Annotated in this window: 15 protein-coding genes, 2 tRNA genes and 1 pseudogene; 15 read left to right on the top strand and 3 right to left on the bottom strand. The window is 44.3% G+C overall.

The window, feature by feature from the left end:
- Positions 1-133: 133 nt before the first annotated feature.
- The 5 genes from EAE30_RS12410 to EAE30_RS12390 all read left to right on the top strand — a co-directional run bounded on the left by EAE30_RS12410 (position 134) and on the right by EAE30_RS12390 (position 2,816).
- Positions 134-826 (top strand): DUF2726 domain-containing protein, encoded by a 693-nt coding sequence (locus EAE30_RS12410; RefSeq protein ID WP_123016200.1) that lies wholly within the window; start codon positions 134-136, stop codon positions 824-826.
- Positions 827-937: 111 nt separating this feature from the next.
- Positions 938-1,014: transfer RNA gene (locus tag EAE30_RS12405), tRNA-Val, on the top strand.
- A gap of 16 nt (positions 1,015-1,030) precedes the next feature.
- Positions 1,031-1,107 (top strand) — tRNA-Val (locus EAE30_RS12400).
- A gap of 258 nt (positions 1,108-1,365) precedes the next feature.
- Positions 1,366-1,815 carry a hypothetical protein gene (locus tag EAE30_RS12395; RefSeq protein ID WP_123016199.1) on the top strand — a complete coding sequence of 150 codons (450 nt, stop codon included), beginning with the start codon at positions 1,366-1,368 and terminating at the stop codon, positions 1,813-1,815.
- A gap of 227 nt (positions 1,816-2,042) precedes the next feature.
- Positions 2,043-2,816, top strand: coding sequence for a hypothetical protein (locus EAE30_RS12390; protein WP_123016198.1), 774 nt, complete (start codon positions 2,043-2,045; stop codon positions 2,814-2,816).
- Between the two features lie 83 nt (positions 2,817-2,899).
- Here the strand turns inward: EAE30_RS12390 and EAE30_RS12385 are convergent, their stop codons facing one another.
- The 3 genes from EAE30_RS12385 to EAE30_RS12375 all read right to left on the bottom strand — a co-directional run bounded on the left by EAE30_RS12385 (position 2,900) and on the right by EAE30_RS12375 (position 6,204).
- Positions 2,900-3,082: a hypothetical protein gene (locus EAE30_RS12385; RefSeq protein WP_164711856.1), complete on the bottom strand. Its 183-nt coding sequence runs from the start codon at positions 3,080-3,082 to the stop codon at positions 2,900-2,902.
- Positions 3,083-3,207: 125 nt separating this feature from the next.
- Positions 3,208-4,158 (bottom strand): MFS transporter, encoded by a 951-nt coding sequence (locus EAE30_RS12380; protein ID WP_123016196.1) that lies wholly within the window; start codon positions 4,156-4,158, stop codon positions 3,208-3,210.
- 375 nt (positions 4,159-4,533) lie between these two features.
- A complete protein-coding gene (locus tag EAE30_RS12375; protein WP_123016195.1) occupies positions 4,534-6,204 on the bottom strand; it encodes a BCCT family transporter in 1,671 nt (556 codons plus the stop codon).
- Between the two features lie 422 nt (positions 6,205-6,626).
- On the opposite strand from EAE30_RS12375, the gene EAE30_RS12370 reads away from it, so the two are divergent.
- The 10 genes and pseudogenes from EAE30_RS12370 (at position 6,627) to EAE30_RS12325 (ending at position 15,895) form a co-directional block, all read left to right on the top strand.
- Positions 6,627-8,306 carry a methyl-accepting chemotaxis protein gene (locus tag EAE30_RS12370; RefSeq protein ID WP_123016194.1) on the top strand — a complete coding sequence of 560 codons (1,680 nt, stop codon included), beginning with the start codon at positions 6,627-6,629 and terminating at the stop codon, positions 8,304-8,306.
- Entirely contained in the window at positions 8,228-8,440 is a 213-nt protein-coding gene (locus EAE30_RS12365) for a DUF4144 family protein (RefSeq protein ID WP_123016193.1), read from the top strand. The genes EAE30_RS12370 and EAE30_RS12365 overlap by 79 nt, the downstream gene beginning before the upstream one ends.
- Positions 8,441-8,727: 287 nt before the next feature.
- The gene (locus EAE30_RS12360) at positions 8,728-9,165 is read left to right on the top strand and encodes a GNAT family N-acetyltransferase (RefSeq protein ID WP_123016192.1); all 438 of its coding nucleotides are present in this window, start codon (positions 8,728-8,730) and stop codon (positions 9,163-9,165) included.
- Between the two features lie 97 nt (positions 9,166-9,262).
- Positions 9,263-9,730, top strand: coding sequence for a helix-turn-helix domain-containing protein (locus EAE30_RS12355; RefSeq protein WP_123016191.1), 468 nt, complete (start codon positions 9,263-9,265; stop codon positions 9,728-9,730).
- A gap of 43 nt (positions 9,731-9,773) precedes the next feature.
- Positions 9,774-10,058: a hypothetical protein gene (locus EAE30_RS12350; protein WP_123016190.1), complete on the top strand. Its 285-nt coding sequence runs from the start codon at positions 9,774-9,776 to the stop codon at positions 10,056-10,058.
- A gap of 44 nt (positions 10,059-10,102) precedes the next feature.
- Positions 10,103-11,304 (top strand): annotated as a pseudogene (locus EAE30_RS12345) (IS256 family transposase).
- 10 nt (positions 11,305-11,314) lie between these two features.
- Positions 11,315-11,569 (top strand): GNAT family N-acetyltransferase, encoded by a 255-nt coding sequence (locus EAE30_RS12340; RefSeq protein WP_123016189.1) that lies wholly within the window; start codon positions 11,315-11,317, stop codon positions 11,567-11,569.
- Between the two features lie 195 nt (positions 11,570-11,764).
- Positions 11,765-13,588 carry an ABC transporter permease gene (locus EAE30_RS12335; protein ID WP_199287053.1) on the top strand — a complete coding sequence of 608 codons (1,824 nt, stop codon included), beginning with the start codon at positions 11,765-11,767 and terminating at the stop codon, positions 13,586-13,588.
- Position 13,589: 1 nt separating this feature from the next.
- A complete protein-coding gene (locus EAE30_RS12330; protein WP_123016188.1) occupies positions 13,590-14,735 on the top strand; it encodes an ABC transporter ATP-binding protein in 1,146 nt (381 codons plus the stop codon).
- Positions 14,736-14,782: 47 nt separating this feature from the next.
- Positions 14,783-15,895: an ABC transporter substrate-binding protein gene (locus tag EAE30_RS12325; RefSeq protein ID WP_164711855.1), complete on the top strand. Its 1,113-nt coding sequence runs from the start codon at positions 14,783-14,785 to the stop codon at positions 15,893-15,895.
- The last annotated feature ends 16 nt before the right edge of the window (positions 15,896-15,911 follow it).

Genomic DNA, 15,911 nt, shown 5'->3' with positions numbered 1-15,911 from the left:
TCATGCTCCGTTTTTTTATGTTTCGTGTAAACTTGGTTGAGTAACTGAATGAAAGCTTTAATGATTTCAAAATGAAGCATGAATGAACAGTGGCCTAACAAGGCATTTGGATGATTTGAGGAGTAGTGCTCATATGTTCGACATCTTTATTGTTGTCGCAATTTTAGTGACGTTTTTTTATGTGATTCAAAAGTATGTGTTGAAGCAGGAAGACACCAAACGTTATCAATATCGTGTAAAAGGCCCCGTTTTGTCGGCCAATGAAGGAGCTTTCTATAATGCACTGGTTGCTGCGGTTGGTGAACATGGTGTGGTGTTAACCCGAGTCGCCATGAGCTCAGTGCTCACACCGCATAAAGCGACGAATAAGAAGGCGTGGTTTATTGCAAATAACTATATTTCTCGGAGCTATTTTGATTATTTGGTGTGTGATGCGCGTACGCTAGAGCCTCGAGTGGTGTTGGAATTGGATAATGGTAAAGCGTTAGATAAAGGCAAAGTTGAGCGCGAAAAACTGGTCATGCAAGTCTGTAAATCGGCGAACCTGCCCTTAATTGGCGCTAATATAAAATTGAGTTATCAGGTTGGGAAATTACGCCGTTTACTGGCAACACATATTGACTTAATTGAACCGGATAAAGAAGTGCGTTTCTGCAAACGCTGTGGTAGTCCCATGATTTTGAAAGTGGCCTCTCAAGGTGAGTATAAAGGTCGGCGCTTCTTTACTTGCAGCCGACAACCACATTGTACTTATACGGAAAATTATAATGTCGTGTTTGATGAGATGGAGCAAAATGCCTTGCCCACACTTTTTAATGAGCAATAAGGCTTAAAAGTGAACAAATTGTTCATCTAAGCGGCAACTGATTCAAAAACTGAGATTTTTTTCTTGCGTCGCTTCATCACAGCCGTTAATATTCTTCCCGTTCCTTGGAATGCGTCCGTAGCTCAGTTGGTTAGAGTATCGCCTTGACATGGCGGGGGTCGGTGGTTCGAATCCACTCGGACGCACCATAGGAAAACACATTTAGCGTCTGTAGCTCAGTTGGTTAGAGTATCGCCTTGACATGGCGGGGGTCGGTGGTTCGAATCCACTCAGACGCACCAGTTTTTAAAAGCCTGCTATTTTTAGCAGGCTTTTTTCATTTCTATAGTCCACTCTATTTATCCTCATGATGCGCGTCTCTCATTGGCGTATATTGTCATCCTTCCTTATTCAATACTTGACTGAGCATTGTTCGTGCGGTTGACATCATTTTCTCGTCAATTACCAAGAGAGTCGATTGATAAGTCGTCTGTATCAAGGTAATTTAATTGATGAAAGGAATACTAAATTGAACCGATAAGCAATGAGGGAGAGTTAGGATGAAAAAACTATTGACGATTTTCATGGGAGCGATCTTTGTAACGAATATTGTGGGTTGTGGCACCATTATTTACCCTGAACGTAAAGGTCAGGTGGATGGCAGACTTGATGCCGGTATTGTTGCTTTGGATGCTGTTGGACTGTTGTTTTTCTTCATACCCGGTATCGTGGCATTCGCTGTCGATTTTTCCAATGGCACGATTTATTTACCAGGCGGTCAATCTGCTCAGTTAACGCCGGAGGATAAGGCGTTTTTAAAACAACATAAACAAGGTGACAGCATTGAAATGTCAGCGGTGCGTACCGTCGCGGAAAGACATCATATCGCTGTGCCTCAACAGTCCTCATTAAATGCCGTCTCGGTGGCGGATACACAAGACTTACCCGCATTATTTCAACGTAACCTGACTCGTAATAACAGCGTCCAATTAGCGAGTGTGGCCCAGTAAACGATGGTTTGATAGTGATGGCACTGACTCTTCTATTCTGTTATGAGTCGTGCCTATCATGATCGTGAAGCGTACTATTTTGGTAATCTAACTATTCTCAATGTATTTATTCAAACTATAGAGTATTTATACTATTCTAATATTGCGGTAAAAATCTTGTCCTGCTGGCGCTCAACCTCTGTAGGTTAACGCATCAAGCATGATGAACTCATTAGGTGTAAGGTGTCATGTTTACAAATTATTCTCGTTCAGTTGGAAAGGTCACCGCGGTCAGTGCGTGTCGACCTGTTGAATTAGGTATTCGAGTTCACCAATCACTCTCTTCTCAACTTGAGGTTGGTTCGGAGTTGATTATCGATGGTGTAAAAGTACCGGTTGCTCGGCTTGAGGGGGATGCGTTGTTTTGTTCTCTTGATGCGTGTGCAATGAATTCAACACTCTCGACAGCAGCGCTCCATTCTCTGGTGAATGTTGTCTCTCTTGGTTGTACTGATCCTCATGACGAATATCGAGTCATTACCGGTCAAATAGATTTTCAAAGCGAAATTCAGTCTATGCTCAGGCATGAGGATATTTTGCGTTTAGAGGTTTCTTTCCCTGTGGACGATGGTTGGTTAAAGAGCCTCGTTCCCGAAGCTTATCTGGCCATCAATGGAATGAAAGGTGTTGTCGAGCAGGTGGATGCTGAGGCAGGGCGCATGACCATCAGTATTGACGCGACGCTTAGCAATATTCAAATTATCGAGATGAAGTTCGTCGGAGATGTCGTCAATGTTGAAGTTGAGCGATTGAGTCCGAAAGCGTTACAGGCGGTCGATAATGGATTAAGCCAAACGCTTGGAGAACTGTACCCCATGTTCCATCAGCTGTTGAAGCTACAGGGAACCACCTTGGAGAATTTGGCTTATCGAGCAAGAGCCAAGCTTCATCAAGAAATTGTAGGAACTACAGCAAAAGAAGCGACCGTATTACAAGAGTTAGAATTATTGGAAGATGTTTAAGTGTGAATCTTTCTGTGTGGTTACCTTAAGCTGATAAAATAAAGGCACCCTAGGGGGCCTTTATTCATCTGTACAGAAAATCGTTACTTATTTGGTATTTCTTGCTCAAACACGGAATGATAGCTTTCATCATTATCGTGATATGTTTCAATCAAGAGTTCACTGCCTTCAAATGGTTGTGACGCTTGGCCAGCTTGGGCAAGTAAATGGAACATACGCGTCCACATGCCATCTTGTGGTTGTTGTGATTTTAAGTGATCCATCATTACCCCTTATTACCATCTCGACTTCGTTAGTAATAATATTCTCACTTCTGCACAATAGTGACGAATGCTTTTGGGGTAATATCAGGCTTTGGTCACATTGGTTAATTTCAATATGAGACCTAGCGCTAATATTGGCGTGATGAGAGATAACCAGAAACCGGGAACACTGCAATCCATGCCGCCATGAAGATGAGCGTATCGGTATAACCGAACCATTGGCTCATTGAAGTTGAAAACACGGCTGTCCAATCGAGTGGCCCAATAAATTGCTGTAACAAAGCAAGACCCAAACCGAATAATGTAAAGGCCCAAAAATACGACTGCTTCATCAGAGTCAGCATCGATACCGGCTCTTTTGAAATTAAATCTCTTTCTTTGAGTGAAGCCTCAATATCCACTAACATCACTTGGGCGTAATGGACGTCTACCATCTTTTCTAACGTTAAAAAGGCATCATTTTGGCGTTGTACCATTGCAAGCCAACGAGGTGAGTCGGGCATAAATAAAATGACGCTTGCAAATAGGAAACATGGATAAAGTTCTAGCTGAAGTAAGCCGTGCCAAGTTTGTGTTGTCGTCGGTATTTGATGAGCTAGAAAAAAGCCAAGGATAAACAAACCGATTAACGTCGTGATCAGGGTTCCGCTTTGAAACCAGTTGAGTTTACCTTGTTCATCTCTTGGGATGACTTCACTAATATAGAGTGGTAATACAACCGCTACAATGCCTACGGACATGGCACTCGCGATTCTAAAGAAAACAAACCACGAAAACGTATCAGCATGAGATGACCCTAATGATGATACTAGGAAAAGTACGCTGGCCAGTAACATTGCGTTTTTTCTTCCCATACGTGCGGCCAACCAACTGGCACCAAATACACCAGCGATGACGCCAATTCCAATATTAAGCATTGCCCAAGATAAACTGAGAGAATCTAATTGGAATTGAGTCGATACGGATGCGATGATCGTCGACATGACGGCAGTATCAAAACCTAGCAGAATACCGCTTAGCGCAACCGCGCTAAAAATCATAATAATAAATTGTGTTTTGTAATTTGAGATTGCAGACATAACTGACTCCTTTTTTCATTGTTATTGGAGTAGATGGTGTCTGGATTTGAAAGGTGATTGATGACAAAACTGACATATCCAAAGACTCTACTCATTATGCATCGACGTGGTCGAAACAAGGCTAGATCAGTGATGTCAGGAACAAATATCAATATGCGATATGGAAATCAGTGGTCTTAAATGCGCTTTGATGGAACGGAGTGAGAAACTCGCTCTTGAACCCAAAATATATCTCCTCTTTTATTCAACTGCATAAATCCTAACACAAAAGGAGGGGAGGTTCAAAATGCCACCCTTCGTGATTGTTTGTAAACCATTCATAAAAAAGGCCTCTAAACGAGGCCTTTGACGATACAATCATGAATAATTCAGGCCCTAACTTTTGGGACTGATGATTTTCTTAGCTCTAGGCTCGGACATGAGGCCTTTGATGAGTGAAATCGTGGCGACGATGAGTACGATTGTGAAGGGGAAGCCTGTCGCGACAGCCATTGCTTGGGTGGATGCTAAACCGCCACCAAGCATCAGTGCGATAGCAACTAAGCCTTCAAAAGTACACCAGAAAACACGTTGTGGCGTTGGTGACTCTACTTTACCGCCTGACGCGATCGTATCAATAACCAATGATCCGGAGTCCGATGACGTAATGAAGAAGACAATCACTAAAACAATGCCAACAAATGAGGTAATAGAATGCCAAGGCATAATTTCCAACATTTTAAACAGTTTTAGTGAGAGTTCTGCATTTTTCACCGCTTCATAGCCATGGTTCAAGTACTGATCAATCGCGGTGCCACCGAATGCGGTCATCCAAAAAACACAAACCAAAGAAGGGACGAGCATCACACACACAATAAACTCACGAACTGAGCGACCGCGAGAGACACGTGCGATGAACATACCTACGAATGGTGACCAAGATATCCACCAAGCCCAATAGAACGCAGTCCAACCTTGTGAGTAGTTCAAGTCTTCACGTCCAAAAGGCATCGATAATTGCGGGAAGTATTCAACATATCCCACGAGGTTAGTGAAAAAACCTTCTAGGATTTGCATTGTTGGTCCGGCAAACACGATAAAGAACAGTAATACCCCGGCGACGATCATATTGATCTCAGACAAACGTTTCACACCACTATCCATACCCGCGAGTACGGACATTAAGGCTAGCGCTGTAATACATACGATCAAGACCACTTTGGTCGTATCCGTCAACGGAACACCAAATAAGAAGTTCAATCCTGTGGCCGCTTGTTCTGCTCCGAATCCCAGCGAGGTCGCAAGACCAAAGACCGTTGCGATAACCGCTAAAATATCAATGATATGACCAGTCCATCCCCAAACGCGTTCGCCAAAAAGTGGATAGAAAATTGAACGCATAGTAAGAGGTAACCCTTTATTAAACGAAAAGATAGCTAATCCTAACGCCAACAAAGAATAAATTGCCCATGGATGCAATGCCCAATGATAAATGGTCGATGCCATTCCTAACTGACGAGCGAGTTCTGGATCGTTCAATGCTCCATCAAGAGGTGCCCAGTCGGTTCGAATGCCATTTTCCATCACAGTACCACCGAGTGCCGTACTGAAATGAGACATGGGCTCTGACACACCGAAGAACACTAAACCGATCCCCATACCGGCGGCAAACAGCATCGCTAACCATCCAGAGTAGGAATAATCGGGTGTTGCATCGGTACCACCAATTCTTACACGGCCTAGAGGGGAAAACGCGATAAGAATACAGGCAATCACGAAGAAATCACCGGACAGTAAGAAGAACCAATCAAAGGTTGACACCATACCGGATTTTATCGACTCAAATAGCGGCTCGACTTGATCGCGAAAAGCTAGTGTGGCAATCACAAAAAGGACAATAGCCAAACCAGAAATCGCAAACACTCGGTTATGGATGTCTAGGCCAAATGGCCCCACAGATACAACAACATTGTCTTGACCCACGGTATAGTCGGTATCAATTGGGTTAGCTTTCCCTGTAGGACGCGGGATGCCACCATTATCATCTTTGTTATGGTCGCTGCTCACGGTATCTCCTTTTTACAGCTTATAAAGTTGGCTAAGTATAGATGAATTAACCTGGATTTTAAAAGATATAGTTGCGATGAATAGGTAATTTACGATCTAAGTAAGAACAATCGTATTTATGGCGGTGAATTTGCGTTATTTATGAACTAATCAGAATAAAATCAGTTGCATAATATCAATGACAGTAACGCAATCGCTGTCTTTATGAATTTGTGATCTGGAATATCTAATTTAGGCACGCTCTCAAAACTTACAACTATACTAGTAACATAATTAATCTGAATATCATCAACATCAGTTTGTTAGCTCAGAAAAATCCATTCACGGGATAGGTTTCATTGAGCGTAACACAGTGTGACGTAATGTGCCCTGCGCTTGATATTCTGCCTTGATAATTTAGGCGACTAAGGTGGTATAATTTTATGAAGATAAGAACCAAATTAATTCTTGCCTTTAGTATTGCAGTGATCATTCCGACTGGGATTTTAGCGTCATTGTCAATTAATGAGGCCGCGAAGATAGCCAAAGAGCAATTTAAGAAGGCGACATATAAAGAAATTCTCCAAGTCGACCGAGCTTTCACGATGTTTTTCGACAATGCCAAACGCAATATCAGCTACTTGGCTCAGCTCCCTATAGTGAAAAATGAAGTACCAAATGGACCTAATTTTACGACTCAGCAGGGAATTGACGCATTCCCAGGCTGGAAGAACTTACCGGGTAAATCGGGCGAACTCTGGAGATTATTTGAGAACTATGCAGATTCGCATCGCGACCTTGCCTATGTGTACAGCGGGCGTGCAGATGGTGCCTACATCGAATGGCCGGGAAGTACATTAACAAAGCCTTATGACCCACGAGTAAGACCATGGTACAAGTCGGCAATGGCCAGTGAGGGTAAGCCTGTGGTGACCAACGCCTATTATTGGGCGGGCGATGATGCTACTTATATCGCCATTACGCAGGCATTAAAGGACGATCAAGGCAAGTCTGTCGGGGTGGTCAGTTTTGATGTCTCTGTGAATGAACTGACGGATATTGTGAAAAACATCACTATTGGTGATAACGGCTTCATCGTGTTAATCGAGGATAACAATAATATTTTAGTCGACTCTTTGCATCCAGATAATACGTTTAAACCGATAAGCAAAGTGAACACACCGTTTTTTAAACTTTTGTCGGAAAATCCTAAGGGATTATTTGAAGTTGAGCGGGATAATGTCGCGTATTTCGGTCAAGTGATCACGTCTAAAGCACTTGGATGGCATTTTGTGGCGATGGTACCTCAATCGGAAGTCTACGCTGCGGCAAAACGTCAAAGCTACATGACAGCTGTTATCACCATTCCATTGGTGGTGATCTTTATCATTATGGCGGTCTTTGTTGCGCGAGCCATTACCTCGCAAATTAATAATGTGACTCATGTGCTACAACAAATCTCCCAAGGTCATGGGGACTTAACGGTAAAATTGGATGCTTCCAGTAACGATGAAGTGGGTGAGTTATCGTTGGCATTTAATCGTTTTGTCGACAAGCTTGCCTCGTTGATAAGCGAAGTATCGGGATTGAGCACGCAATTAAAAGTGATGGCGGAAGCCACTACCACAAAAGCGCATCAATGGCAGGATAATTCAAGGCAACAATTGGAAAAAGTGACCTTGGTGACTGATGCTATCAGTGAAATGTCGAAAGCCACAGCTGAGATTGCGTCCAATTCAGAGCAAGCCGCAAGTGTGGCCGAAGAGGGTTCAACCGCGTGTAACGATGGTAAAACCGTTGTGGAGAACACTCGCACGTCGATAGAAACGTTGGCGGTTGAAGTGAAAAATACCAACGATATTATTGGTAAACTGAATGATAATTCTCAGCATATTACGGCAATTATTACCACCATTCAGGGTATTGCCGAGCAAACGAACTTGCTTGCACTCAATGCTGCGATTGAAGCGGCTCGTGCTGGAGAGCATGGACGGGGTTTTGCCGTCGTTGCCGACGAGGTGCGTAACTTGTCGCAGAAAACGACATCGTCGACCGAAGAAATATTGATAGTGTTGGAAAGTGTTACTTTGTACGCTCAGTTGCAGGACGAAGTATTGAATTAGTTCGCCACAAACACACTTTTACATTGCAACAAGTGACAGAACTGATTCAAGCTCATGAGTTTAGTCAGCAACAAATGTGTATTATAAAAATACACTTTCCTTCGATTGAATCCGCCATTCTCGCATTAAAATAGAATTCCTCCCCACACCACATACTATGATTCAATAGAAAGGGTGATTCATCGGTTTTATTTTAATATCAATAAACCGCAGTAACTGTCTGAAAGTGAGACTATTTCATCCTATTATCATTCTAATGGATTAATTGAATGGATTTATTCAAATACACTGATGGTATCAAGATTAAAGCGTTCGTGATTGATTAACTCTATGAAGCGAAAATAGCTTGGCGCTCGATATTCATCGCGGTAGAGTGAATTCATCGACCTGTTTACTATTGATGAATCATAAGGATATGTCCATGGAAGTCCGTTTTTTAGAAAACAATCATGACTATGAAGCTGTATTAACAATCTTGTTGCAATTACGACCAAGCTATACGTTAGCGACTCTGAGCGAACAAGTCGAAAAGCAACGCCAACAGGGGTATCACGTTGTGTATGTTACCTCTGATTCTGACATATTGGCGGTGGCAGGATTTTGTTTTTGTGAAAAACTGGCTTGGGGTAAGGCCATTTATATCGATGATCTTGTCACAAATAATCAGCATCGTTCGGGGGGTGTCGGCGGCTTTCTCATGTCGTGGTTTCGGCAATATGCCGTAGAAAAGGAGTGTGAGCAAATTCACTTAGATTCTGGGGTTCAGCGTTTTTTGGCCCATAAATTTTATCTGAGAGAAGGGTTTCATATTGCGAGTCATCATTTTTCTATTACCGATTTTAATAAATTAAGTGACTGATTTTTATATTATGTCATAGGGATGTCGTGCTGGTGTCGTTATCATTTTTACTTCGTGACGGTAGTGTTGTGCTCGACACAGCAGAAGGATAAAACGAATGATTATTAGGAAACTCAGGTTACAGCGGGGATGGTCGCAAGAACAGTTATCACAATTCACTGGATTAAGCAGTCGTACCATTCAGCGTATTGAGAAAGGGCAAACCCCCAGCTTAGAATCACTAAAATCGTTGGCTGCTGTATTTGAAATTGATGTAAATGATCTTCAAATGGAGCCAAATATGAATAGTAAACTCTACGTGACCGATGAAGAAAGGCAAGCACTGGATGCCGTACGAAAACTGAAAGGCTTTTATGGTCACTTATGTAAATACGTGTGTGTGATGGTGTTGTTATTTGCCATTAATTTGATTACTCACCCTGATTATATATGGGCCTTTTGGCCGTTATTCGGGTGGGGAGCAGGCCTCACATTTCACGGGTTAAGAGTATTTAATGTGGTCAAGTTATGGGGGCCTGAATGGGAAAGAAAACAAGTTGAGAAGCGTTTGGGACGTAAGCTGTAATCACGTTATTACAAGGGTGTGAATGAGAATCAAGGACAACGGATTGGATAGGAATAAAACGTTATTATTTAAACCGGTGGATGTCGAGCGCGATCTGAATCGGTGTATTAAGGCCAGACGAGATGCTTATTTTTGTTCCTTTGGAACGTATGAAGGCGTTGAGCAGCTATTGGATGGTTATACCGAAAGAGTCATCGAGCGCAGCACTCAAGATGAGTGGTACTATGTGCATGTCTGGATGGACGGAGGCTTTGCTGGACAATTGGAGTTTCGCTGCTTTTCACCAGAGCCCGAACCGCACACCGGCTATGTTCACGGTAGTGTTTAGAAATCTGTGTCATTTCAGTAGAATATACAAAACAGGAATGACACATGACCAACGAATTCGATTTAGCACAAGCCATTAAAGCACTTCAGTCCGGACAAGACCTAACGGGTAAGGATGGCTTTTTAACTCCGCTCATTAAACAGATCACCGAAGCAGCCTTGAAGGCAGAGCTTCAACAACATCTGGAAAATGATGAGCAACCAAACAGAAAGAATGGCTCCAGCAAGAAAACAATTAAGTCTTCTGTAGGCTCGTTTGAACTGGATACCCCACGTGACCGCACTGGGTCGTTTGAACCGCAATTAGTTAAGAAAAACCAGACCAAATTAACAGATGAGATCGACCGCAAGATCTTATCTATGTTCTCCCTCGGGATGAGCTATCGTGACATCCGTGGTCATGTGGAAGACATGTATGGTATTGATGTATCAGAAGCCACCATTACAAGTATTACAGACAGTTTGATACCAGAACTTAAAGAGTGGCAACAACGTCCACTCGATGCCCTCTATCCATTTGTCTGGCTTGATGCTATCCACTACAAAATCAAAGAAGACGGACGCTATATTAGCAAAGCGATATACACGATCTTAGGGTTAAATATTGAAGGTAAAAAGGAACTGCTTGGTCTGTATCTGTCAGAATCTGAAGGGGCAAATTATTGGCTTTCAGTACTAACGGATCTGTATAACCGTGGTGTGGAAGATATCTTGATTGCCTGTGTAGATGGACTGACTGGCTTCCCAGAAGCCATAGCAACCATTTATCCTGATACCGAAGTCAGCAGTGCATTGTTCACCAGCTCCGCAATTCCATGAAGTACGTAGCCTCTAAGCACCAAAAAGAGTTTATGGCAGATCTGAAGCCAGTCTATCGAGCAGTCAGTAAAGCAGCCGCAGAAACGGAACTCGATCGTTTAGAATCAAAATGGGGGCAACAGTACCCGATCGTGTTACGTTCTTGGCGTAATAAGTGGGAAAATCTATCGGTTTTCTTCAAATACCCAGCCTATGTACGCAAAGCGATTTATACAACCAATGCTATTGAAGCGGTGCACCGTCAGTTCCGCAAACTGACCAAAACCAAAGGTGGGTTCCCGAACGAAAATAGCTTGCTAAAGCTGCTGTACGCTGGGATATTGAATGCCTCTAAGAAATGGACAATGCCAATCCAGAATTGGAATATGACATTGTCTCAGTTGGCGATCCACTTTGAAGGTCGCTTAGATGACGTCTTAGATATTTAGTCAACATTAGCTGACACAGAATTCTGAACGCCCTCATGTTCACCTTATTTATCTTTGCCCAGAGTATCGTGGGCAAGGCCTTGCTAAGTATTTACAGCACTATATTAAGCAAACGTTATTGGGGGCAGAGTGCTCGCGTGCCGTGTTGTCAGTCAGTCGCGATAATGTTCGAGCCTTACGCTTTTATCAGCGACATGGCTGGCAATATTTAAGGCCTAACCTGAAACATTCATCAACCGATTTTTATTGTTGTCATTTCCATTAACCTCTGCCGCATAAGCAGCCTCCAATGTCTCCTTATGCGGCATCTTCTCTGCGTTTTGCTTCATTCTATGTCTCACGTTTTCTTTACACTTCTGTCATAAAAACTTATTGCACACGTGTGCAAAACCATCATGGAATTGTCATATAACTTCCTTAGCCTAATCACTCATTCATTGCGTTGATTTGGAGTCTGACTGTGGGAAGGATCAGTGATACTCAGGTGGCTTCTTTATGGTGTGCCAAGTTAAAGCACACGGTTGCGTTTTCTTATCGCGAGCCAGCGAATTGGATGGGCATACTCTTGGTGAGTGTATTCGCCTATGTGATTTTGGCGCCTATCGTTTCAATTATGCTCAATGCTGGGATTGTTCAGGTGGGGGATGCAACTCGCATCCATGCGATGGAAGGGACATGGACGGGGTATTATTTGATGCGTGCACTCGCATCACGAATGTCCAACTTACTCGTGTGGACGCCACTCATTCATACTGTCGTCATCGCCTTAACCACGGTGATATTCAGTGTGATCATCGGTGTCACGTTAGCATGGTTTGTCAATCGGACGGATATCGCTGGGCGGAAATGGTTTTTAACGGCGCTGATTGTGCCTTTTATGTTGCCATCGTGGACGTTTGCTTTGGCTTGGAAAACCGTTTTTAAAAATGGTGTCGTCGGAGGACAGCCCGGCTGGTTAACGAGCATGGGCATAGAGACACCCAACTGGTTGGCGTATGGCTATGTTCCCACCATTGTCATTCTCACCTTACATTTTACCCCCATGGTGATTCTTATTGTCGGGAATGCGATGAAGCGATTTGATAGTCAGTTGGAAGACTGTGCACGCATTCTTGGCGCCTCACGACGAACCATTGCTTGGTCGATTATGTTACCCATGATGCGTCCTGCGCTCATGTCAGCAGCACTGTTGATTTTTGCCGACTGCATTGGTGAGTTTGCCATTCCTTACATCCTAGGCTTACCGGTGCACTTTGATACCTTGTCGACTCAGCTCTATCGATCTTTGAATTCTCGTCAAAATGGGGTTGCCGCCGTCATTGCTTTGGTGATTATGCTCATGGGCATGCTGACCTTGCTGTTGGATTTACGAATGATGCGTGAAGCAAAACGCTTTATCACCATCGGCGGCAAAGGTGGGATGGAAAGAGTCTCTCAGCTTGGCCGCTGGCGGTGGCTCGCGGCGCTATTCCCTTGCAGCTTTATTGCGCTGGGTGTGGTTATTCCTCTCGTAATCTTATTTTTATCCACCGTCATGATTTTGCCCGGTAGGTTTACATTCGACAATTTTACTTGGGATTTTTGGGTAGGGCGTCAGCTCGATACTGTGGCATTGAAGCAAGGAATATTACTGACTCCAGACTTTTGGCATTCAATGGGCAATACGCTTCTGATTGTAGGCAGTGCTTCTATTGCCTCTGGGATACTGGGTTTGTTCGTTGGCTATACGGTGATGCGTTGTTCTTTTCAACCGCTAAGTCGCTTTCTTCGCCAAATAACCTTCTTGCCTTATTTGGTGCCAGGCATTGCTTTTGCGACGGCGTTTTTATCCTTATTTGCTGAATCACACGGGCCGATTCCCGCCTTATACGGCACACCATTCTTATTGATTATCGCATTGATAGCAGAAAAGATGCCGTATGCCAGTCGTTCGGGAATTGTCGCCATGACTCAGTTGGGAAAAGAACCTGAAGACGCTGCGCAACTCGCTGGGGCTGGTTGGTTGACGCGTATGACCCACATTATTATTCCGATTCAAAAAGGGCCGCTAGTCACGGGTATTTTACTGCCGTTTATTTCTGGCATTAAAGGCGTCAGCCTGTTCATTATTTTAGCGATTCCGTCTACCGATGTCCTCACGACTTACTCGTTACGTTTAATCGATTATAACTATGACCAAGCGGCCAATGCGGTGGTGCTGATGATTGCATTGATTGCTTGGCTAGGTACGGTCGCCATCCAAACATTGTCTGGTAATGCATTATCTGCCGGACTGGAGAATTAGTATGCCATCTATCCACTTACATGATTTAACCAAGCGTTATCACGCGAATGCAGCTCCTGCGGTAGATCAACTGAACCTAACTATTAACGACGGTGAATTTCTGTGTTTACTCGGGCCATCAGGCTGCGGAAAAACCACGATATTACGGATGATCGCTGGAATTGAGCCGATCAGTGGCGGCCGTATTGCACTTGATGATGTCGTCATTGATTCGGTCGAAGAGGGGCGATTTGTTCCGCCAGAGCAGCGTGAGATTGGATTAGTCTTTCAAAGCTATGCCTTATGGCCGCATATGACGGTGGAGCAAAATGTGGCATTTGGCTTAAAGCTTAAGAAAGTGCCGTTAGAGGAGCGTCAGCGGCGTTGCCGAGAGGTCATGGAGAAACTGCGTATTCGTGACTATGCCACCCGTTATCCGGCACAGTTATCTGGTGGACAACAACAGCGTGTGGCGTTAGCAAGAATGTTAGCCGTCAATCCCAAAGTATTATTACTCGATGAACCGTTATCGAATTTGGACGCCACATTGCGGTTAGAAATGCGAAATGAATTGCGCCGCTTGCATCAGATCTATGGAACCACAATTGTTTTCGTCAGTCATGACCAATGGGAAGCGATGACATTGGCGACTCGGATTGTGGTGATGAGTGAGGGGTGCCTACAACAACTCGGTACGCCCAATGAGATCTATGCCACGCCAAGAAATCGCTTCGTGGCGGAGTTCATCGGTAATCCGCCAATGAACATGATTGATATGCAAGCCCGTCATTCGTTATTAGTTCACCATCTGCATGCATTGACCCCCATGGCAGCGAATAGCCACTGGTGCGGCATACGCCCAGAAGCGATAGAGGTTGTCAAGACCGCAGGAGCGGATACATTGCCAATGCTGGTCGAGAGTATTATTCCTACTGGCGGCAATTGGATCATTGAAATGACCTATGGCGAGGACACCGTACGCTGTTGCCTCAATCGATTACCCAGCTTTGCGATGCAAGAGATTGTCTACGTGATGTTGCCAGCCTTGGAACTGCATTTTTTTGATCATGACCATCAACGACTTTGGCAGCAAAGCGAGCAAAATTTTGCTGAGCCAGTTGATGTTATGCCGTCTTCCCACCTTAATCCGACCTATCAATTTGGCTGAGACACAAGACGGCAATACAGCCTAAGAGCTTATATAAGGAAATTACCATGACTTTGAAAGCGATACCAACGTGCCTAGCGACCATGATAGCCATCAGTATCGGCCATCAGGCCACCGCGGCTCAACTTGACCCATCCGCAGGTTTGATTCAGGCCGCTCAGCAGGAAGGCCAACTCACGATTTATGCGTCTACTGGCAAAATAGTGCAGCAAGCTCACGCGTTCGCGAAAAAATATCATATCAATGCCGTGGGCATTAAAGCGAAAGCCCCGCAAATCATTGACATCATGAGCCGCGAAGCGAAGGCCAATAATGTGCGTGCCGATGTTGCTTTATTGGAGGACGCGCCAGCGGCATCCATGCAACTTCTCCAACAGCATGTCGTGTTTACTTATGTTCCTGATGAGTTGCAATCTAAGATAGCTCAGCGTTATCAGCACCCATTGGCGGTCGTGCTTGCGCCCAATGTACTTGCGTATAACACGGCGCACCATGCGACTTGTCCTATCCGTAATTTATGGCAACTGACGCTCCCACAATGGAAAGGACATGTTGCCATGCAAGACCCAACGGGTAAGCCTGCGTATACCGATTGGTTTAATCAAATGGCAGAACACCAAGACCAGGCACTGCGTCACGCGTATCAAGCGCAGTTTTCTGAGCCACTGATGACCGATGAAACCAGTGCGATGGCGGAGTTTGTTAAACGTCTGGCTCATAACCGTCCATTGCTGACCCATTCGGATTCGGATTCTGCCGCAGCGATTGGCTCGCCAGATGCGAAACAAGATTTTGTTGGGTTCATTTCCACGGCAAAATTTCGCAAAAATAAGCAGGGCATGAAGCTCGGTCTATGTACGGGGGTGACACCCGTTATTGGGTGGAAGTATCCAAGTATAGGGGTGATCGCCACAGGATCGCAGCATAAAGCGGCCGCCAAGTTATTTATGCATTACGTTCTCACCAAGCAAGGCATTGCTCCGCAAAGCGTGGATGGAAAAATGTCGACCAATCAGGATGTTCATTTACCCAACAAGGAAGCCTCTGGGATAGAAGCCTATCGTCAGCAGCTGATGGACTTCAGTTTGCAAACCGTGAAATCAGATTGGGAACATCGCCAAGACTGGCAAGATTTATGGACGTTGAGCTACATGCAATAGCCGCGAGTCAATGATA

Source organism: Vibrio zhugei (assembly GCF_003716875.1).
Taxonomy (GTDB): domain Bacteria; phylum Pseudomonadota; class Gammaproteobacteria; order Enterobacterales; family Vibrionaceae; genus Vibrio; species Vibrio zhugei.
This window is presented reverse-complemented; position numbering and strand designations above follow the sequence as displayed.

Excerpts from the sequence above, each read along its gene's own strand:
- EAE30_RS12390 (WP_123016198.1), top strand. The coding sequence starts at position 2,043 with ATGTTTACAAATTATTCTCGTTCAGTTGGAAAGGTCACCGCGGTCAGT.
- EAE30_RS12410 (WP_123016200.1), top strand. The coding sequence starts at position 134 with ATGTTCGACATCTTTATTGTTGTCGCAATTTTAGTGACGTTTTTTTAT.
- EAE30_RS12355 (WP_123016191.1), top strand. The coding sequence starts at position 9,263 with ATGATTATTAGGAAACTCAGGTTACAGCGGGGATGGTCGCAAGAACAG.
- EAE30_RS12360 (WP_123016192.1), top strand. The coding sequence starts at position 8,728 with ATGGAAGTCCGTTTTTTAGAAAACAATCATGACTATGAAGCTGTATTA.
- EAE30_RS12395 (WP_123016199.1), top strand. The coding sequence starts at position 1,366 with ATGAAAAAACTATTGACGATTTTCATGGGAGCGATCTTTGTAACGAAT.
- EAE30_RS12370 (WP_123016194.1), top strand. The coding sequence starts at position 6,627 with ATGAAGATAAGAACCAAATTAATTCTTGCCTTTAGTATTGCAGTGATC.
- EAE30_RS12325 (WP_164711855.1), top strand. The coding sequence starts at position 14,783 with ATGACTTTGAAAGCGATACCAACGTGCCTAGCGACCATGATAGCCATC.
- EAE30_RS12385 (WP_164711856.1), bottom strand. The coding sequence starts at position 3,082 with ATGATGGATCACTTAAAATCACAACAACCACAAGATGGCATGTGGACG.
- EAE30_RS12380 (WP_123016196.1), bottom strand. The coding sequence starts at position 4,158 with ATGTCTGCAATCTCAAATTACAAAACACAATTTATTATTATGATTTTT.
- EAE30_RS12330 (WP_123016188.1), top strand. The coding sequence starts at position 13,590 with ATGCCATCTATCCACTTACATGATTTAACCAAGCGTTATCACGCGAAT.